Origin of the sequence: Leclercia adecarboxylata, assembly GCF_006171285.1 — a bacterium.
Lineage (GTDB): Bacteria > Pseudomonadota > Gammaproteobacteria > Enterobacterales > Enterobacteriaceae > Enterobacter > Enterobacter barmai.
Genome location: NZ_CP040889.1, coordinates 2,450,983 through 2,470,551 on the forward strand (window position 1 = coordinate 2,450,983; position 19,569 = coordinate 2,470,551).

General features: G+C 51.4%; 20 protein-coding genes. 8 read left to right on the forward strand and 12 right to left on the reverse strand.

The window, feature by feature from the left end; all coding sequences use genetic code 11:
- Positions 1-4: 4 nt before the first annotated feature.
- Positions 5-922, forward strand: coding sequence for an IS5-like element ISEc35 family transposase (locus FHN83_RS13495; RefSeq protein ID WP_072657383.1), 918 nt, complete (start codon positions 5-7; stop codon positions 920-922).
- A gap of 45 nt (positions 923-967) precedes the next feature.
- On the opposite strand, the gene FHN83_RS13500 is transcribed toward FHN83_RS13495, so the two are convergent.
- The 4 genes from FHN83_RS13500 to FHN83_RS13515 are packed head-to-tail and all read right to left on the reverse strand — an operon-like array spanning position 968 to position 5,258.
- Positions 968-1,354: a hypothetical protein gene (locus FHN83_RS13500; protein ID WP_139564025.1), complete on the reverse strand. Its 387-nt coding sequence runs from the start codon at positions 1,352-1,354 to the stop codon at positions 968-970.
- Between the two features lie 21 nt (positions 1,355-1,375).
- Positions 1,376-3,919 carry a fimbria/pilus outer membrane usher protein gene (locus FHN83_RS13505; protein WP_139564026.1) on the reverse strand — a complete coding sequence of 848 codons (2,544 nt, stop codon included), beginning with the start codon at positions 3,917-3,919 and terminating at the stop codon, positions 1,376-1,378.
- Between the two features lie 30 nt (positions 3,920-3,949).
- Positions 3,950-4,633, reverse strand: a complete 684-nt coding sequence (locus tag FHN83_RS13510; protein ID WP_139564027.1) for a molecular chaperone — start codon at positions 4,631-4,633, stop codon at positions 3,950-3,952.
- Positions 4,634-4,688: 55 nt separating this feature from the next.
- Positions 4,689-5,258 carry a fimbrial protein gene (locus FHN83_RS13515; protein WP_138370075.1) on the reverse strand — a complete coding sequence of 190 codons (570 nt, stop codon included), beginning with the start codon at positions 5,256-5,258 and terminating at the stop codon, positions 4,689-4,691.
- A 261-nt stretch (positions 5,259-5,519) separates the two neighbouring features.
- Here FHN83_RS13515 and FHN83_RS13525 point away from each other — a divergent pair, with 261 nt between their 5' ends.
- The gene (locus FHN83_RS13525) at positions 5,520-6,551 is read left to right on the forward strand and encodes an IS630-like element ISEc33 family transposase (protein ID WP_003033020.1); all 1,032 of its coding nucleotides are present in this window, start codon (positions 5,520-5,522) and stop codon (positions 6,549-6,551) included.
- A 341-nt stretch (positions 6,552-6,892) separates the two neighbouring features.
- Positions 6,893-7,435, forward strand: a complete 543-nt coding sequence (locus tag FHN83_RS13530; RefSeq protein ID WP_139564029.1) for a transcriptional regulator — start codon at positions 6,893-6,895, stop codon at positions 7,433-7,435.
- 206 nt (positions 7,436-7,641) lie between these two features.
- Here the strand turns inward: FHN83_RS13530 and epmB are convergent, their stop codons facing one another.
- Positions 7,642-8,670 carry an EF-P beta-lysylation protein EpmB gene (gene epmB / locus FHN83_RS13535; protein WP_139564030.1) on the reverse strand — a complete coding sequence of 343 codons (1,029 nt, stop codon included), beginning with the start codon at positions 8,668-8,670 and terminating at the stop codon, positions 7,642-7,644.
- A 40-nt stretch (positions 8,671-8,710) separates the two neighbouring features.
- Here epmB and efp point away from each other — a divergent pair, with 40 nt between their 5' ends.
- From efp to ecnB, 3 genes are all read left to right on the forward strand, one after another.
- The gene (gene efp, locus FHN83_RS13540) at positions 8,711-9,277 is read left to right on the forward strand and encodes an elongation factor P (RefSeq protein WP_010427766.1); all 567 of its coding nucleotides are present in this window, start codon (positions 8,711-8,713) and stop codon (positions 9,275-9,277) included.
- Positions 9,278-9,371: 94 nt separating this feature from the next.
- A complete protein-coding gene (locus FHN83_RS13545) occupies positions 9,372-9,476 on the forward strand; it encodes an entericidin A/B family lipoprotein (protein WP_375540637.1) in 105 nt (34 codons plus the stop codon).
- 107 nt (positions 9,477-9,583) lie between these two features.
- A complete protein-coding gene (gene ecnB, locus FHN83_RS13550) occupies positions 9,584-9,730 on the forward strand; it encodes a lipoprotein toxin entericidin B (protein WP_072036606.1) in 147 nt (48 codons plus the stop codon).
- 66 nt (positions 9,731-9,796) lie between these two features.
- Here the strand turns inward: ecnB and FHN83_RS13555 are convergent, their stop codons facing one another.
- Positions 9,797-10,375 carry a LuxR C-terminal-related transcriptional regulator gene (locus FHN83_RS13555; RefSeq protein ID WP_139564031.1) on the reverse strand — a complete coding sequence of 193 codons (579 nt, stop codon included), beginning with the start codon at positions 10,373-10,375 and terminating at the stop codon, positions 9,797-9,799.
- 271 nt (positions 10,376-10,646) lie between these two features.
- Here FHN83_RS13555 and sugE point away from each other — a divergent pair, with 271 nt between their 5' ends.
- Positions 10,647-10,964, forward strand: a complete 318-nt coding sequence (gene sugE / locus FHN83_RS13560) for a quaternary ammonium compound efflux SMR transporter SugE (RefSeq protein WP_032616159.1) — start codon at positions 10,647-10,649, stop codon at positions 10,962-10,964.
- Here the strand turns inward: sugE and FHN83_RS13565 are convergent.
- The 5 genes from FHN83_RS13565 to frdA all read right to left on the reverse strand — a co-directional run bounded on the left by FHN83_RS13565 (position 10,961) and on the right by frdA (position 14,871).
- A complete protein-coding gene (locus FHN83_RS13565; protein WP_139564032.1) occupies positions 10,961-11,491 on the reverse strand; it encodes a lipocalin family protein in 531 nt (176 codons plus the stop codon). The two genes, sugE and FHN83_RS13565, sit on opposite strands and share 4 nt — an antisense overlap.
- 86 nt (positions 11,492-11,577) lie before the next feature.
- Positions 11,578-11,937, reverse strand: a complete 360-nt coding sequence (gene frdD / locus FHN83_RS13570; RefSeq protein WP_039028426.1) for a fumarate reductase subunit FrdD — start codon at positions 11,935-11,937, stop codon at positions 11,578-11,580.
- A 10-nt stretch (positions 11,938-11,947) separates the two neighbouring features.
- Entirely contained in the window at positions 11,948-12,343 is a 396-nt protein-coding gene (frdC, locus tag FHN83_RS13575) for a fumarate reductase subunit FrdC (RefSeq protein ID WP_139564033.1), read from the reverse strand.
- A 10-nt stretch (positions 12,344-12,353) separates the two neighbouring features.
- Positions 12,354-13,088: a succinate dehydrogenase/fumarate reductase iron-sulfur subunit gene (locus tag FHN83_RS13580; protein ID WP_039028428.1), complete on the reverse strand. Its 735-nt coding sequence runs from the start codon at positions 13,086-13,088 to the stop codon at positions 12,354-12,356.
- A complete protein-coding gene (gene frdA, locus FHN83_RS13585) occupies positions 13,081-14,871 on the reverse strand; it encodes a fumarate reductase (quinol) flavoprotein subunit (RefSeq protein ID WP_139564034.1) in 1,791 nt (596 codons plus the stop codon). Before frdA ends, FHN83_RS13580 begins: the two co-directional genes overlap by 8 nt.
- A 309-nt stretch (positions 14,872-15,180) precedes the next feature.
- Between frdA and epmA the strand changes: the two genes are divergently transcribed.
- Positions 15,181-16,158 (forward strand): elongation factor P--(R)-beta-lysine ligase, encoded by a 978-nt coding sequence (epmA, locus tag FHN83_RS13590; RefSeq protein ID WP_138370079.1) that lies wholly within the window; start codon positions 15,181-15,183, stop codon positions 16,156-16,158.
- 85 nt (positions 16,159-16,243) lie between these two features.
- On the opposite strand, the gene mscM is transcribed toward epmA, so the two are convergent.
- Entirely contained in the window at positions 16,244-19,567 is a 3,324-nt protein-coding gene (mscM, locus tag FHN83_RS13595) for a miniconductance mechanosensitive channel MscM (RefSeq protein WP_138370080.1), read from the reverse strand.
- Positions 19,568-19,569 lie beyond the last annotated feature (2 nt).

The following is a 19,569-nucleotide window of genomic DNA, read 5'->3' on the forward strand; positions in this document are numbered from 1 at the left end:
CCAGATGGGCAAGTCCAAGCACAAGATCAGCAACTGGAAACAGTACAACCAAGCCTTGGTGCAACGTGGTTCGTTGACCGTCTGGATGGATGAGCAAGCCATCCAGCAGTGGCATTGCCAGACCCATCATGGCCGCCGAGGGCGAGGCTTCCATTACAGCGACTCCGCCATTGAAACCGCGCTGATGCTCAAGGCGGTATTCAAGCTACCGCTGCGTGCCTTGGAAGGCTTCATCAACTCGCTGTTCCAGCTGATGAATGTGCCCTTACAGTCGCCGGACTACAGCTGTATCAGCAAGCGCGCCAAGACGGTCGAAATCAAGTACCGCCTACCGAGCCATGGCCCAGTAGCTCACCTGGTCATCGATGCCACCGGACTCAAGGTCTATGGCGAGGGCGAATGGAAAATTCGCAAGCACGGCAAGGAGAAACGCCGCGTCTGGCGCAAGCTTCACCTGGCCGTAGATGCGGCGACCCATGCCATCGTCGCAGCCGAAGTCAGCCTGGAAACGGTGGGCGATAACGAGGTGCTGCCCACGCTGCTCAACCCCTTGCGCCGCAAGATAGAACAAGTCAGCGCCGATGGTGCCTATGACACCAAAGCCTGTTATGCCCTACTACAAAAGAAGGGCGCCAAGGCCACCATACCGCCGAGAAAAAATGCGGCATTCTGGAAGACAGGCCATCCACGCAACGAGGCGGTTGCCGCGCTCAAGGCAGGAGAGCTGGAGCAATGGAAAAAGGACTCTGGCTATCATCAGCGCTCGATAGCTGAGACCGCCATGTATCGCTTCAAGCAGCTCATCGGTCCGAAACTGAGTCTGCGGAGCTACAACGCCCAGGTGGGTGAGATCCTGGCTGGGGTAAAAGTCATGAACAAGGTCATAGGGCTTGGTATGCCCATTCGGCAGGCCGTCAACTAAGCCCGCCCGGCGGGTTGGGGAGCGAGTATCCGACTTTGGATTTGATCAACAAGGCCATACTGAACCCGCAACTGCGGGAGTAAGTGAGCCATTTTTGCTGGTTAAAATATCAGACACTTGAAAACCGAGACCATCTATACCAGTTTCATACACAGGTTTTCCTTGAATACCGGTTACTCCAGCTACTACAGGTGTGGAGGATTCAATAATGTACTGATCGCTCATAATTTTTTTGCATTCAAAAGTTTTATAAGGACCGGTAGTTATTTTTTTTGTATAAAGTATTGAACCCACAGGAATAGTGGGGTCGGTTGCTATTTTAGGGGATAAAGATATAGTGACAATTTCGGAAGTGCCATTGTAAGTACACTTCGCTACAGCTTCGCCGTAGTAACAGACTAGCCCTAATATAAAGACGATCTTGTTAATCATTTGTAATTCCTTGACTAATGATTAGCGACAAATTGCTTCGGTTTGGATGATGCCGGTAGCTGTGTCTTCCCTTAACGGTAACTTAAAGGGGGCCCGGCATTGCTGATTTTCGTTTTTTCCCCATTGCACATTAAGAATACCGGTCTGTTTTAAGCCGGACATATAGACTATTCCGGCATCACTGACGATATTCGTTTTTTTGGTTAAGTCGGCATCAAGCAATACTGTGGCTCCAAATGGAATATCTTTTCCTTCAGAATTTTTGAGATGAATAAAGGCGCGCTGGCCGATACTTCCTGCATAATTCGCGCGCACAATAGCACCGCGAGTTGGAACGACAGACTGTGTAGTTTGAGGTAACTCCATGTTATCGCTAAGGGTAGCGCTATCCAGAGTAATATCTGTCCGGCGGTATGGAGTGACATACGGAACGATGGCATAGCCGCGATGATCTGTAGAGATCGAATTATCCGTTACTAATCTGACATCATTTAATCCAGGTGCTTTAACCAGTACCGCCGCATCGGTAATATCCTGACCAAAGGTAATGCCGTCCCTATGAGCGATCAGACTTCCACTCGCACCGTAATCAATACGCTGGCTATCACGATCATAGCTATACCCTGCATTAATACTGCCTCGAGAGCCATTATAGGTTGCGCGCATATCTCCACTGTAGTATTCACGGTTGCTGTATCCCTGTTGAATACTCCAGTCCAGGCTATCGTTTTCAAGAGCAACACCTCCAATGGCAACTGATTGATCGGTAGCCCCCGGATTACTGTTTGTAAGCTGATAACTGGTATAGGTGCTAGGTAGCCAGTTACTCATCGGAACTGTAAGAGTAAAACTGATACGCTGGTCGTCCTGGGCTGTCTTGTCTGAATTACTGCTGTTCCAGGTGTAGCGGTTGTAGCTGTAGCCGATATAGTAATTTATATTTCTCCAGCCACCGTTATAACCGATGCTAATAGACTTGTTGGTTCGCTTGTTATCCCAATAATCTTCAATCAGTCCGCTAACCGATATGCTTCCAAGACCGTAACCCAAGCTTTGGTTTACGGTAAGATTTGTTCTGTTACGTAATGAACGACTAGTAGCATTGCTGCCGTCGTTCGAATAAGTATCAAGTACATCGCTAAGCGAATTAAAGCCCTTTGTAGAGTAGCGATAACCAGCGATGGTCACGTTAGTTCCTGTTTCTAATATATTTTTACCATAGCGAATTCGCCAAGATTGACCCGACGTTTTATCTTGATCTTGTTTTTTGGACCATGCTTGAATGACATCCGCAGAAATCGCACCTAAATCACCTAAGTTATAGCCCAGGCCTGCTGACAGTGATTGGTAGTGCGAAGAAAACTGTGTGCCGCCATAGACAGTCGTGCTACTGGTAGCACCATAGCTCGCTGTCGCCTGTGTGAATGGCGTTTCATCGACTTTGTTATCGTATGGACGATATTTACCCGAGGTAACTTCATACTCAAATTGGTTCTCTCTGAGCATGAGCGGTAGTGTGGCGAATGGGACGATAAAGTTCTGAGTCGTCCCGTCGGTTTCCTCGACTGAAACGTAGAGATCGCCGCTACCCCCACTTGGATACATGTCTGTTATTTCAAAAGCACCCGGAGCGACATAGGTCTGATAGACCTGATAGCCGTTTTGTTTAATAACCACCCGGGCATTTGTTTTTGCAATACCGCGCACAACTGGAGCGTAGCCACGCATACTTTCTGGCAGCATGGAGGTATCTGTCGCCAGTTGAATACCAGTAAATGGCACACTGTCAAAAATACTTGATAAGGATGAGCTTTCACCTAAAACGAGATTACTATTAAGCTTGTGAATACTACGCTGCATATAAAGATAGGCAGAATCCCACTTTCCAGAATCACTTTGACTTTTATTCCAGGTGCTTAAATTACGTACGCGCCACGGTCCGATGTTTAGACCAGACTGAAGATTCAAACTGTAATACTCATCTTTGGCTTCATAATCCTCTGAGCCGCTGAACTGGTAGTTCACCATTAAGGCATTTATACCATCATCAAATTGCTCGGGAGGAATGTATCCCTGCGCAATATTCAATAAGGCAGCCTGAGGAATAGAGATGCTCAGTCGTTGTGTTGTAAAGTCAAATACAGCTTTGGTATCCGGGATAGCATTTAGTCTGGCGCAACCTTGCGAATTTTCTTTTAACATAGTAAAAGAATTTACCTTAACGCCATATTCAGATAGCGTCTGCAGACTTATACAAGGGGCAAGTTTGATTTGATCATCACTTTTATTATCTTCTTCATCAATAATGAAGGTGATGTTCTTCGTCTCCAGATATCGACCGTTTAAAATGATATCAACACGGTACTCGCCTGGTGCTTGGGCATATTTTGTCTGGAATACTGATAAGTCTAGCGTATCAGATGAATTATTATTTACAGCATTAATGAATGCCGGGTCAAAAAAATCGCGCGCATGTACTTTGTTATTCAGATCAGGATATAATGCGGAGATCGTTGCCAGACAAAGGGTCGATAATCTTAACAGATCTTTTTTTCTATGTTGCATAGATACATCCCTTATATATACAAGCCGCTATCACAGCGAAGAAGAATATAGAGAGCCAGCACCGCCATAATCGTTCACTATTTTCCAAGTGATTTTAGATTCGTTACTTTGTTTAACGGTGATTTCTTGTGTTGTAAATGGTGGAATTGTTTTGATATCTTTTTTTATTTCCATGTTCCCTAGTTTTACAGTATTAAAGTAAAAAAAGAATGGTGTAGGGTTTTTCAGGATTATTTTATTACCAGTTTTACGCCACTCAAGTTTTTTAGCTTCTATGTTAGGGGTTAAGCTAAGAAGCGATTTCGGGCGAAAAATCAAACGCATACGATGTCGAACTGCAAGTTGAATGGTATTGTTTCTTGCCTGCGCTTCATCTGATGGTGGGATCGCCATGACATTAAAATAGAATAATGACTCACGGTCCTTTGGAGCGTTAATATTACCGGCTGAAAAAATACGTACCGTGTTTTGCTGCTTAGCTTCCAGGCGAAATAGTGGAGGTGTAGCCGTAAATGCTGGTGAGCTTCCAAGGTTAGTTTCTACCCAAGATTTTATTAAATAGGGCATATCATCTTTATTTTCAATTTGTGAGGTAATTTCCCTCGCGCCTTCTTTATAAAGATAACGGGTTGATTCAATCACAATTCCCGCATGAGCGAGGCTACCTGCCAGCAGTATATATGCAATGGTGGCATTAAATAGTGTCCTAAACATATGTGTTTCTCAAAAATAAAGAGAGCCCGAGCATTGCCCAGGCTCTCGGGTGTCATTACTTGGTGGTGTAATCAATGGTGAAGGTTGCTACAGCTTTAACCGGGCCTTCGGTCACTGGAGTCGCAGCATTTACTTTGACATAGCCAGCCAGGTATTCCAGCGCAGTCACATTGCCTACGGTGTATGTTTCTGACATTGAAGTGCCATCGAAAGAGATACGACTAGCATCACTGACCTTCTGCATGCCAATGCCGATACCTTCAGCTCCGCTTTCAGCTGTGTTATCAAGAATATTATTGTTGGCGCTGCTGGTGCCATTAACTGCTACAGTCAGGCCGTTAACGTTAGCGGCATTGGTGCTACCCAGAGCACAATCCTTAACTTCAAAACCGAACTTCTGTGGTTTAAAGAGAGTGTTAGCTGCCTGAGAGTTTGCTTCGCTGGTTGTTACGGTTGCCAGGCGTACAACGCCATTATTGAGGGTACCAGTCGGAGTAACAACGCAGGAAGTGGCGGAGTCGGATACTTCACCCAGAACAGTCACTTCAGCGGTATTGTTTGCCAGTGCTTGTGCGCTTAATACTGCAGATGCAGCGACCATTACAGCTACAATTGATTTTTTCATTTTAGTATTCCATATATTGAAGTTACATTGTCCTTAAAATGCTATGTACCACGATTACAGTCTTACTAAAGGTTGTAATAATACCGTTCGACATGGACATGACATTTTCAACTTGCAGGGATTAGGTTAAGCGCATTGTAGTTTGCTGCATAAACATCTAAATAGCTGCGCGGAATAGTAGATCACTGAAAGGGAACTCAGCCCGGATTGCGCGATCTGATCATTCGCCAAACCAACCAAAACCACCAACCGGACTGAGCGATGCCGATCATAGCACCAATACCCCGTGGCGAACGACGCCTGATGCAGAAAGCTATTCATAAAACGCGCGATAAAAATCATGCCCGCAGACTCACGGCCATGCTGATGCTTCATCGGGGTGAACGGGTCAGCGATGTTGCCAGAACTCTCTGTTGTGCCCGTTCATCCGTTGGTCGCTGGATTAACTGGTTTACGCACTCAGGTATTGAAGGCCTGAAATCCTTACCCGCAGGGCGCTCCCGACGCTGGCCTTTTGAACATATCTGCACCCTGTTACGTGAGCTGATAAAGCATTCTCCCGGCGATTTTGGTTATCAACGTTCACGCTGGAGCACCGAATTACTGGCAATAAAAATCAATGAGATAACCGGTTGCCAGTTACATGCAGGAACCGTTCGCCGCTGGTTGCCATCTGCGGGGCTTGTATGGCGCAGGGCCGCGCCAACTCTGCGCATCCGTGACCCACATAAAGATGAAAAGATGGCGGTAATCCACAAAGCGCTGGATGAATGCAACGCAGAGCATCCGGTATTTTATGAAGATGAAGTGGATATTCACCTTAATCCTAAAATCGGTGCGGACTGGCAGTTGCGCGGACAGCAGAAACGGGTAGTGACGCCGGGGCAGAACGAAAAATACTATCTGGCCGGCGCACTGCACAGTGGCACGGGTAAAGTCAGCTACGTGGGCGGCAACAGCAAAAGTTCAGCGCTGTTTATCGCTCTGCTGAAGCACCTGAAAGCCACTTACCGGCGGGCGAAAACAATCACGCTGATCGTTGATAACTACATTATCCATAAAAGCCGCGAAACACAGCGCTGGTTGAAAGCAAATCCCAAGTTCAGGGTAATTTACCAGCCGGTTTACTCGCCGTGGGTGAATCATGTGGAACGGCTATGGCAGGCACTTCATGACACGATAACCCGTAATCATCAGTGCCGCTCAATGTGGCAGTTACTGAAAAAGGTCCGCCATTTTATGGAAACCGCCAGCCCATTCCCCGGAGGAAAACATGGTCAGGCAAAAGTGTAGCGGTATTAGGCGCAGCTATTTAGCCCCCTTAAGAGCGAAGATAATATAATGCAATAACTTGGTGGGTGTTTGTGAATTATGTTGAATGTTCTATTCAGGTGTGGGTTTTGGTTGCATTAAGAATTTCTTAAACTAATTTTAAGCGTGGTGTAATGTTAATATATATGATTATGTTAATCTCATGTGGCCGTGATATTCTAATTTTAACAAAGATCACGGCTGTTTGCTTTTAAAAAGTGCTGCGCTTAACTCTTTGTATAATTTGGATTTTTATCGCGCCATTTGATGAAGTAGTTTGCTTTTTTATTTGCGTGATTCAGTATGGATAACTGAGGGGATATATGGCATTCAAGAAATTTATGATTAATGGTGAAGTTATTTTTGATGCTGATTCAAATGAGTTGAAATCAATCATCGGAAATGAAGAATGCATCATGCTGAATGCACCAACAGCGCGTTGCTTACAGTTATTATTGGAAAGGCGAGATCAAGTGATTTCCCGTGAGGTCTTTCTTGAGGAGGTGTGGCGCTCAAGAGGTATCGTAGTATCTGAAAATACTTTTTATCAGAATATATCCTTACTAAGGAAGTCGTTAATAAGGGTGGGGATAACAGAAGATATTATCGTTACAATCAGACAAAAAGGTTTCATCATTTCTGAAAGTTCTAATATCACTCCCATTGCTCATGAGAAAACGGAATATTCCTTGTCTACATATCATGAGCAAATTGAAGATGATGCATCTGAGATATTATCAAATAATAATTTTAAGGGGGAGATGAAAAATAGGGAAACATTTAACACTTTCCGCTTATCTAAATGGATATTAATTGCCTGTTTTATATTGATTATTATCGATATTTTTACTTTATTTTTCAAATAATTCATTATGAGGGCGATTTGTAGTGTTGCTTATAGCGATTGCTTTAAGTTGATATAATATTGACGGAAGAGCAGGACGTGCTTGCACAGGCTGGCACTCTTGCTCGTTAGTAAAATAGTGAGCATCTATCCCCTTAAAACATACTTTGATTTCATAGATGCTCACCAAATCACTAGCGCTCGCGAAAATCTTTTATAAATAATGAGTTAGCGTTGTGTTAAATGAAGGTCTAATGGTGTTTTGCTCGGCTCCCCGCCAATTTCACGTGCCAGCTTCGGCACCATGTAACCGGATACCAGGGTAAGCAGTTCGCGCATAATGGCGCGAGCTTCATCATCACCCACCATAAAGTGCGCAGCACCCTGTACTTTATCCAGCACGTGGATGTAGTAGGGCATTACTCCGGCATCAAACAGCGCATTACTCAGATCGGCTAACGTCGCGGCATTGTCATTCACACCACGCAGCAGGACGCTTTGGTTGAGCAGGGTCACGCCGGCCCGGCGCAGACGACCCATTGCGTCCCGGAACGCCTCATCAATCTCGTTGGCATGGTTGATATGGTTCACCAACAGGATTTGTAGTGATGACTGTTCCAGGCGATGGGCCAGCTCATCGGTAATACGCGCCGGGATAACAATCGGTAAACGGCTATGAATTCGTAACCGTTTAATATGCGGGATCGCTTCCAGCTCTGTAATCAGCCAGTCCAGTTCGTGATCTTTCGCCATCAATGGATCGCCACCGGAGAAGATGATCTCATCCAGCTCAGGATGGGAGGCAATGTAATCAAGCGCCGTCTGCCAGTTACGTTTGTTGCCCTGATTATCGGCGTAGGGGAAGTGGCGACGGAAACAGTACCGGCAATTTACCGCACAACCGCCTTTAACCAGCAGCAGGGCGCGATTGCGGTACTTGTGCAGTAAACCGGGCACCACGCTGTTCTGCTCTTCAAGGGGATCGGTGCTGAAACCGGGGGCGGCGATAAACTCTTCCTGCGAAGTAAGCACCTGTTTTAAGAGTGGATCCTCAGGATTACCTTTCTCCATACGTGCAACAAAAGCACGTGGAACACGCAGCGCAAAGAGGCGCTTCGCTTCTCGTCCTGCAAGAAGTTTTTCGTCAGCGTCTACATTTAAGAGACGCAGCAGTTCATCCGGACTGGTGATTACATCTGCAAGTTGCAATAACCAATCTTCTCTGGATGGGGTGTTTAGGGTTACAATATGCGCCATTTTGTGGCTTAGCTACCAGTTAACAATTTCAGAGGGCCTTATGGCGACTTACTATAGCAACGATTTTCGTGCCGGTCTTAAAATCATGATGGACGGCGAACCGTACGCGGTTGAAGCCAGTGAATTCGTGAAACCAGGTAAAGGCCAGGCTTTCGCACGCGTTAAGCTGCGCCGCCTGCTGACCGGTACCCGTGTTGAGAAAACCTTCAAATCCACCGACTCCGCTGAAGGCGCAGACGTAGTGGATATGAACCTCACCTACCTGTACAACGACGGTGAGTTCTATCACTTCATGAACAACTCTACTTTCGAACAGCTCTCCGCTGATGAGAAAGCGGTCGGTGACAGCGCTAAATGGCTGCTGGATCAGGCTGAGTGCATCGTGACTCTGTGGAACGGCCAGCCTATCGCTGTGACCCCGCCAAACTTCGTTGAGCTGGAAATCGTTGAAACCGATCCAGGTCTGAAAGGTGATACCGCAGGTACTGGCGGCAAGCCAGCTAAGCTGTCTACCGGTGCAGTGGTTAAAGTTCCACTGTTCGTACAGACTGGCGAAGTGATCAAAGTAGACACCCGCTCTGGTGAATACGTTTCTCGCGTGAAGTAATTCATCTCGGGATGCAGGGCGCAGCACTTTTGCTGCGCCTTTCCGACCTTAAAAAGGCTCATGGACGATGCAGCGCACAATCAAAATTGTTCTGATGATGGTTATTGCCAGCACAATGCTTTCCGGATGCAACACGGCCCGTGGCGTTGGGGAAGACATTAAAAGCCTGGGCAATGCTATTTCGCACGCCGCCTCCTGATACTTTCTACTTTTCTTAAAAATTCTTCCTTTTCCGTCATCTGACGAAATCCTGTCCTATGCTTATGTGGCTGTACACAATAACTTTGGCTAAAAAAGGAAGACATTATGCTTAAGAAAACATTTGTAGCGATCTTTTCTGTCCTCGTGCTTTCTTCAGTTTTAACCGCCTGTAACACCACCCGTGGTGTTGGTGAGGATATCTCTCAGGGTGGTAGCGCAATCTCTGGCGCAGCAACTAAAGCACAGAACTAAAGCACAGGCATAATTTTGGGCGGTACGGTGCTAAATATCGAGTCGCCGTACCCTCAGTTTTGCTCATCACGGTAGCGACAGAAACGGCGAGTACCGCGTATCCATGTGCAATTTCATCCTGATATTGCGCTTGTAGGTATAAACCGTTTTTCCATGAATACTCAGCTTGCTGGCAATTTTCTGGTTGCTGGCTCCATCCATCCACAGCGTTAACACTTTTTCCTCCTGACGCGTCAATAATGGCGTAGCGACAGGCCCGGATTCACTACCCTCATGTGCTGCCAGCGCCTCATTAATCACCTTTGCAAGCGCCTCCAGCGGGGTCGTTTTAGGTAACGATGCGCATAAAGGAAATGTGCCCGTGAAGGCTGACATTTCAGGCGTCTCATCTGTGTGAAGCAAAATGAAAGGCACGGTTTCGCTGGCGTTCATCACTGAAGAGAGTTGCTGGATGTCGGAGGCGAACCCCTGAAAATCTGCGATAACTAACGCTGGTTTCCACTGCAGGATATGCTCTTTGGCAAGAAAGAGGTTATTAAGGCCTGTCACCAACACAGGTGAAGGAAACAGCCCTGAATGATTGATCCACATTTCCAGGCCCATGCGGGTGTAATGACACCGGTCAATCAAGAGAATTTTGAACATGTTATTTCGCAATCGGCAAAGTGTAGTCGCTTCCTGCTATCAGGAAGAGCCTCATCATAAAGAAGTCGGATGAGTAATAAATGACTGAATTTCGCTTCGAATTGCGCCTATTTCTGGGCTTCAATGCCGCAACTGCTACCTTAAACAAACAAGTTGAAAAAAGAGTTCATGCTCTTCACAATAAGTAATTCATATATCTTGCAGGACGACCTGTAAGCATTTCTCTCACCGGGGACGGCCCCAGACTGTTATTTAAGTTAAGGAGCCTGATATGTCCTGGATCATTCTTTTTATTGCCGGTTTACTCGAAGTGGTATGGGCCATCGGCCTGAAATATACCCACGGGTTTACGCGTCTTACGCCCAGCATCATTACCGTTTCCGCCATGATTGTAAGCATTGTGCTGCTCTCGTGGGCGATGCGTTCGCTGCCTGTAGGAACGGCTTATGCCGTTTGGACGGGGATTGGTGCGGTAGGCGCAGCCATTACCGGCATTTTACTGCTGGGCGAATCTGCAAGCCTGGCGCGTATTGCCAGTCTCGCGTTGATTGTTGCCGGTATTATCGGGCTGAAGCTCAGCACCCATTAATGGGTCTGCTCAACCCAGATGAGTTTGCTGACATCAAATCCCTGACGCGTTGCAGAATTCAGTAACGTCTGTTTCATCTCATCTGAAATCGTCGGTGTGCGGGAGAGGATCCACAGGTAATCGCGATCCGGCCCGCACACCAGCGCATGGCGGTAATTTTTATCCAGCCCAATCACGTTATAGCTGCCATAAAAGGGGCCAATGAAAGAGACTTTCAGCGCTGCAGTATCAGACGCGCCGGTAAAGTACGCTTTTCCCGTCACCTTTTGCCACATGCCACGTTCAGGATTATAACCCCGGTTGATAACCTGAATGCCGCCGTCGTTCATCTGGCTGTAATTCGCTGTCACTTTTTCCAGACCACGCTCAAAACGGTGGTCAAAGCGGGCAATTTCATACCATGTGCCCAGATATCGCTGGACGTCGAAGGGATGGACAACCGTCACGCCCCGGGGTGGGATAGGGGAGCTGCAGGCAACAACCAGAAACGCAACGGTAACTGCGGCGATGACAGGCAGGATGCGCATAGGATTATCCTTACAGGATTTTTGTTAAGTGTAGAACCTGTCAGGAATTTTGCTCTCCCACCGGTGGGCGGGAGAGCGAGGAAGCATTACATAAAGACTACGGCAACCAGCGTAACCACGCTCAGGATAGCCGCCAGACCGTAGAACACCCATTTACCGTTAGGAACGTGGATCTTCAGGTCATGCATGGCGTGATGAATACGGTGCAAACCACACCACAGCGGCAGAACAATCATCAGAAAGATGAATACCCTGCCAATAAAGCTGTGGGCAAAGGCCAGCACCCGCTCGTAGCTCAGCGCATCCCCGGGATAGAGCCCCAGCGGCAGCATAATGCCCACCAGCAGAATGATGACCGGCGCGATAATGGCGCACCACATGCCGCCTGCCCCAAAGAGCCCCCAGAAGACGGGCTCATCGGAACGTTTTGGATTTGGATTAATCACAGTGGTCTCCTTACCAGAACAGGGCTACGCCGAGCATTACCACGGTCACCACCGCAGTCACCACCCAGAGTCCTTTGATAATTGGCTCTGGCCCAAGTTTTTCGTTTTTCACGATAATATTTGCTGCTTTTGGCGCGAGTTCAAACCAGGTTTTGGTATGCAACAGCGCCGCTGCCAGCACGATGATGTTCAGGATCACCACAATCGGGTTCTGCAGGAACCCGACAAAACCGGCCCAGGTTTCAGGGCCGTGTTTGAGGGCAAACAGGCCGTACATCAGTTCAATACTGAACCACACCGCCGGTACTGCCGTGCCTTCACGCAGCATATAGAAGCGATAAAACGGCAGATTTTTCCACCAGGTGGACGGCATCGGCCGCACATAGGCTTTGCGTTTAGTCGTCATCATGCACTCCTTAGCGTGGTTTCAGGGTGGCAATAAGAAAGTCTTTCGAGCTTTCCACTTTACCCTGCTGGATCGCGGCGGCCGGGTCGACGTGCTTCGGACAGACTTCCGAGCAGTAGCCGACAAAGGTACAGGTCCATACGCCGTTCTGACCGTTCAGCTGCGCCATACGTTCTTTCTTACCGTGATCGCGGCTGTCTTCGTTGTAGCGATGCGCCAGGGTAATGGCTGCCGGTCCGATAAACTCCGGATTCAGACCAAACTGCGGGCAGGCGGCATAGCACAGGCCGCAGTTAATACAGCCGGAGAACTGGTGATACTTGGCCATCTGCGCCGGGGTCTGCTTGTTAGGCCCTTGATCCGGCGTGCGCGGGTTACCAATGATGTACGGCTTAATGGCTTCCAGACTTTCGATAAAGTGGGTCATGTCGACCACCAGATCGCGCTCAATCGGGAAATTGGCCAGGGCTTCGACTTTCATCCCCTTCGGGTATTCACGCAGGAAGGTTTTACAGGCCAGCTTAGGCACCTTGTTGACCATCATCCCGCAGGAGCCGCAGATCGCCATACGGCAGGACCAGCGGTAGCTCAGATCCGGTGCCAGGTTGTCTTTGATGTAACCCAGCGCATCCAGCAGGGAGGTCTGCTCATCGTAAGGGACTTCATAGAAAGTGCTGTGCGGAGCGCTGTCCACTTCCGGGTTATAGCGCACCACTTCAACTTTCAGAGTTTGCATCTCAGCCATTCGCCGTCTCCTTCTTATCGGCTGCTTCCGCTTCTGCACCGTAAACGCGTTTCGCCGGTGGCAGCGTGGTGATCTTCACGTCGCTGTAGTCCAGACGGGTTGAGCCGTCCGCGTCGCGATAAGCGAGGGTATGCTTGAGGAAGTTAACGTCGTCACGCTCCGTGCAGCCTTCGTCCAGACGCTGGTGTGCACCGCGTGATTCTTTACGCGCCATGGCGGAGTGCGCCATACATTCGGCAACGTTCAGACCGTGGCCCAACTCAATGGTGTAGAGCAGATCGGTGTTGAACACGCTGGAGGTGTCGGTCACCCGCACGCGTTTGAAGCGCTCCTGCAGCTCGGCCAGCTTATCGATGGTTTTCTGCATCAGCTCCGGCGTACGGTAGATCCCGCAGCCTTCCTCCATGGAAAGACCCATCTCATCGCGGATCTTCGCCCAGTTTTCACTGCCTTCCTGATTAACCAGTTTTTTCAGACCCTGCTCGACATCTGCTGCCTGCGCATCGAGCGCGGCATCGTTCGCTACCCCGGCAGTCGCGGCGCGCGCCATGGCCTGCTCACCGGCCAGACGACCAAATACCACGAGCTCCGCGAGCGAGTTTGAACCCAGGCGGTTAGCCCCGTGCAGGCCGACGGAGGAACATTCGCCCACCGCAAACAGGCCCTGAATTCGGGTTTCACACTGCTGATCGGTTTCGATACCGCCCATGGTGTAGTGCGCGGTTGGGCGTACAGGAATTGGCTCTTTAACCGGGTCGACGCCGACATAGGCCCTGGACAGCTCGCAGATGAACGGCAGACGCTCCAGCAGCTTTTTCTCACCCAGGTGACGCAGATCGAGGTAGACCACATCGCCGCGTGGAGTTGGGATAGTGTTGCCTTTGCGCCACTCATGCCAGAAGGCCTGAGAGACTTTATCGCGCGGGCCAAGCTCCATGTATTTGTTCTTCGGCTCGCCGAGCGGGGTTTCAGGGCCCATGCCGTAATCCTGCAGATAGCGGTAGCCGTCTTTATTGACCAGAATACCGCCTTCACCGCGGCAGCCTTCGGTCATCAGAATGCCGGAACCCGGCAGACCGGTTGGATGATACTGCACAAACTCCATATCGCGCAGCGGTACGCCGTGGCTGAGCGCCATACCCATTCCGTCGCCCGTTACGATGCCGCCGTTGGTGTTGTAGCGATAGACACGTCCGGCCCCGCCGGTCGCCATCACCACAGCATTGGCGCGGATCTGGACCAGCGTACCTTCCATCATGTTCATGGCCACCAGGCCGCGAGCCTGACCGTCATCAACCAGAATATCGAGGACGAAGTGCTCGTCGAAGCGCTGGATCTGGGGGAACTGCAGTGAAGTCTGGAACAGGGTGTGGAGCATATGGAAGCCGGTCTTATCGGCGGCAAACCAGGTACGCTCAATCTTCATACCGCCGAAGCGACGCACGTTGACGCTGCCGTCATCCCGGCGGCTCCACGGGCAACCCCACTGCTCCAGCTGGGTCATTTCCGTCGGGCAATGGTGGACGAAATAATCGACGACATCCTGTTCGCACAGCCAGTCACCGCCGGCCACTGTGTCGTGAAAGTGATAATCAAAGCTGTCATGATCCTGCGCAACGGCGGCGGATCCCCCCTCAGCGGCAACCGTATGGCTGCGCATAGGGTATACTTTTGAAATCAGGGCGATTTTAGCGTTTGGATTAGCCTGGGCTGCAGCTATTGCTGCGCGTAATCCTGCTCCGCCAGCGCCAATTATGGCAAGATCGGCTTGAAAGGTATGCACGACATTCCTCCAGATTTTTGATATTTCGCATCGTAACGACCTAAGGTAGTGCACGGCCCGGGAGGGCGAATGCGAAAGCGATTCCACTGCTCCTTTATGGGTAACGCAGTATAGCCGCAGGGAAAGAAGGGAAATTTGACGTGTTCGATTTTTTTGCGGTTATTTCTCTGGATTTATCACCGCAATTGATGAATTGCGTCACGTAATTATTGTCGGTTATGAAAACCCCAAAATTCACTGTGCAAAATTTGTCTCCGCCATGGGTTACGAGTAGACTTCGTCCCCTTGTCTGAAATCGGAGAAATTCTCATGAGCGAAACGGCCACCTGGCAGCCGAGCGCATCCATCCCCAATCTGTTAAAACGCGCAGCAATTATGGCGGAGATCCGCCGCTTCTTTGCCGACCGCGGTGTGCTGGAGGTGGAAACGCCCTGCATGAGTCAGGCGACGGTGACCGACATTCATCTTGTGCCGTTTGAAACCCGTTTTGTTGGCCCTGGTCACTCCCAGGGGATGAATCTCTACCTGATGACCAGCCCGGAATACCACATGAAGCGCCTGCTGGCAGCGGGGTGTGGACCGGTTTATCAGCTGTGCCGCAGCTTCCGTAATGAAGAGATGGGACGTCATCACAACCCGGAATTCACCATGCTGGAGTGGTACCGCCCGCATTATGATATGTATCGCCTGATGAACGAGGTGGACGATCTGCTGCAGCAGGTGCTGGAGTGCCCGGAAGCCGAGACGCTCTCTTATCAGCAGGCTTTCCAGCGCTATCTGGAGATTGATCCGCTCTCTGCGGACAAAACCCAGCTGCGTGAAGCGGCAGCGAAGCTGGATCTCAGCAATATTGCCGATACCGAAGAAGATCGCGACACGCTGCTGACGATGCTCTTTACCTTTGGCGTTGAGCCGCAGATTGGCAAAGATCGCCCGACCTTCGTCTATCACTTCCCGGCAAGTCAGGCGTCACTGGCGCAGATCAGCACGGAAGACCACCGCGTGGCGGAGCGTTTCGAGGTTTACTTTAAAGGTATTGAACTGGCGAATGGTTTCCATGAGCTGACCGATGCCCGTGAACAGCAGCAGCGTTTCGATCAGGATAACCGCAAGCGTGCCGCGCGCGGCCTGCCGCAGCAGCCAATCGACCACAATTTGCTGGGCGCGTTAAAAGCCGGCCTGCCGGACTGCTCCGGCGTGGCGCTGGGTGTCGATCGTCTGGTGATGCTGGCGCTGGGCGCCGAGCAGCTGGGTGATGTGATTGCGTTTACTGTAGATCGCGCCTGACGGTTTTTTTGCCCGGCGGCGCTGCGTTTGCACGGGCTTACTATTTTCGTAGGCCGGGTAAGCGAGGCGCCACCCGGCATTTGCACTACAAACTCCCCGCCGGGCGCGTCTTCGCCGCTGACGTCAAGGTTCTTCCCGTCTTACGTCCGTCCAGACTTTCCAGACGCATCTGGAACGGTGGGAACGGCAAATCAATACCGTGTTCACGGAAGCCCGCCAGAATCAGCTGGTGGATTTCATGACGCAGCGGCATACGATGCCCCATTTCCGCAGCATAAATACGCAGCTCGAAAATCTGGATCCCCTGCTGTAAATCTACCAGGAACACTTCCGGCTCTGGTGTGCTGATCACCAGCGAGCAGCGCTCCGCCGCCGTGTAAAGGATCTGCGTCACCTCTTCGCTGTTGGCATCCGACGGGGCAGGTACGGTCAGGACCACACGCGTGACGGAGTCGGACAGCGACCAGTTAATAAACTGCTCGGTGATAAACGCCTTATTAGGGACGATGATCTCTTTACGGTCCCAGTCACTAATGGTGGTGGCACGGGTGTTGATTTTGGAGATGCTCCCGGTCAGATCGCGGATCGTCACGGTATCGCCGATACGGATCGGCTTTTCAAACAGGATAATCAGGCCAGAGATAAAGTTGGCGAAGATCTCCTGCAGCCCAAACCCGAGCCCGACACCCAGTGCGGCAACCAGCCACTGCAGCTTCGACCACTCAATCCCGATCATCGAGAAGCCCACCAGCCCGCCAAACAGCATCAGCAGGTATTTGGTGATGGTGGTGATGGCGTATCCGGTTCCGGGGGTTAAATCCAGGTGCTGCAACAGGGCCAGCTCCAGCAGCGCCGGGAAGTTACGGATCAGCTGAGTAGTGATGATGAACACCAGAATCGCAATCAGTACGGCCCCGAGCGTAATAGGTTCCAGGCTCTCCACGCCCTGTACCGTCGAGGTCACATCCCAGAGGGTGATGTTCTCGAGGAAGCCAAACGCCGAGTGAATTTCCGACCACAGCACGATAACGGAGAGCAGGGCGACCAGCATCAGGATGGAGCGCACCAGGCGCAGTGACTGGGTACTGATGGCATCCAGATCCAGCTCGGTTTCATCGACCTCTATCGCCCCTTCGGTGCTGAGCGTATGGGCCGGCTCTTCTTCACCGCGCGCACGCTGGGCGAGTATTTCGGCCCGGCGGTTCTTGGCCCGATCAAAGGCCAGACGACGGCGCTGAATCAGCATCCAGCGGCGAATGACGTGATAGACCACCAGCAGCAGGAACCAGATCGCCACCGATGTCTCGAGGCGCGCCAGCAGCGCCTGGGCGGTGGCCAGATAGCCAACGGCCGCCGCGAGAATCGCCGCCAGCGGGGCGCTGAGCAGCAGGTTCCACAGCATACGGTTAAGCATGTTATCGCCGCTGCCCTCTTTGTCGAGGTAGAGCGGGATCCCGGCCTTCTTCAGGCTCAGCGTCACCACCGCCAGCGCACCGCAAATCAGCATAAAGCAGAGGCGACCGAGCGAGCCGGAAAACTCCCGGTCGTTCAGGTTATCGAACATGATCAGCGCCATAATCAGCGGCACGATCAGCCCGATGCTCATCAGGTAGTAGCGCATGGCTCGCGCCACGCGATTACGCGGCCAGCCAAAGTGGGCGACGAACAGCCCGTTAGGACGGGCGAAGGTGGCACAGATCATCACCACCCACAGCAGCGGCACGGTGGCCGTCACCCCGGCGCCAATGGCCACCGCCAGCGGATAAGGCCAGGCTTCGCGCAGGCCATAACCCAGCGTCATCCACAGTACCGGCAGCGGGGAGGCGACCAGAATCGACCAGAAGACCGTGCGCAGCGTGAGCCAGAAATGATCTTGGGTCACTTTGCCGACCCGCGCGCTGGAACGGTCAAGGAAGCGGGTGAAGTGGCGGCGCGAGTAAATGCTGAACCCCACCAGAATCAGTGCCCCCAGCAGCGGGAAAATCGTCTCCTTGCTGGTGAGCATCATGACGCTGGCTTTGCCGAGCTGGCTGAAGGTATCCAGCGAAATTAAGCGCCGCAGATCCTGAACAATATCAATCGGCCAGGAGAAGGAGACCGGCCGCACGTCCGAGGTCCAGAACAGATAGCGGTGCGTCGCCTCGTTGACCTCTTTTAACGCATCTTCCAGCTGGCTGTTGGAGACTTTCAGTTTGGTCAGCTCAAGCAGGAGGGTATCGCCGCCCTGCAGCAGAGAGTTCAGCAGCTCGCGCTGCGTTCGTAACTGGGCTTCCAGGATCCGGTTTTGCTCGGCGGTCAGCGGTTTGCCGTCCGGCTGGTGGACTTGTCGCAGCTGAGGCTGCTTGTTGAGCAGATCTTCAAAGTGCAGGCGCTGGACGCGAAGCTGCGCCATTTCGGTGTCGAGCTGCTGGGGTTTAGGCATCTCGGGCAGACGAGCCACCTGTGCGCGCAGCGCTTCGCCGAGCAGATTCGACGAACCCAGCCACTGGGACTGTTCGCGCAGGGTGTTCAGTGCCTGACGCACCTGCAGGGTCTGGTTCGTGGCCTGGCGTTGCTGCGAGGCCACCAGATCCATGCGCTGCGCCTGCTGGTTCAGCGCGGCCGAAAGCTCACGGTTAACCTTGAATTGCTCAACGATGCCGGCCGGCAGGTTCTCGCTGTTTTCCGCCAGCAACTCGGTGCTTTCCAGCGCCCGTTCTGCTTCGCGCTGGCGCTGGCTGTTCAACTGATTGCGCAGCGCCTGGAGATAAGCATCCAGCTGTTCACCCTGCTTCTTCGCCAGCTCAGAGCGCATACGCGCCAGCTCCTGACGGTTGTTGGCCGACAGTTGCGCCAGCTCCAGCTCATCCACAAGGGCTTTTAACCTGGCGGATTCCGCCTGCATGCCGAGACTCTGCGCCTGGTTAAGAGGCGTATTGCCGGTTTGCGCCCCGGCCCGGCGTTCTACCTCATTAAGCTGACGACGGGCATCGGTTTGCTGCTGGGGCAGCTGGCTCAGGGAGTCGGCGATATCACGGGCACGTTCCTGCTCCTGCTGCGCCTGGCGGGTTTTTTCCAGTAACTGGCTGCTGACCTGCAGGATCTCCTGATTGAGTGCGTCTGAGGTCAGGCCCGCAGGCACCTGGCGCGGCTCTTCACGAATATCGCTCAGCTGCGTGCGCAGGGTCTGTGAAAGTTTGGGGAAATTATCGATAACTTGCTGATACTGCGTGGCGCGCTCAAGGGAGCCTTTCCGCTCCTCAAGGGCGTTCAGCGCAGCCTGGAGCGCCTCGACGGCTTCCGGCTGGGCGGGTTTTGCCGCCTTCGCCTGCTCCAGTTCTTGGGTGATTTGTTTGGTATCGGGGGCCGTCGCTGCGTACGCCCCCATGCTGAGGCACCAGGCCATCAGAAAAGTGATAATCAGGCGCACGT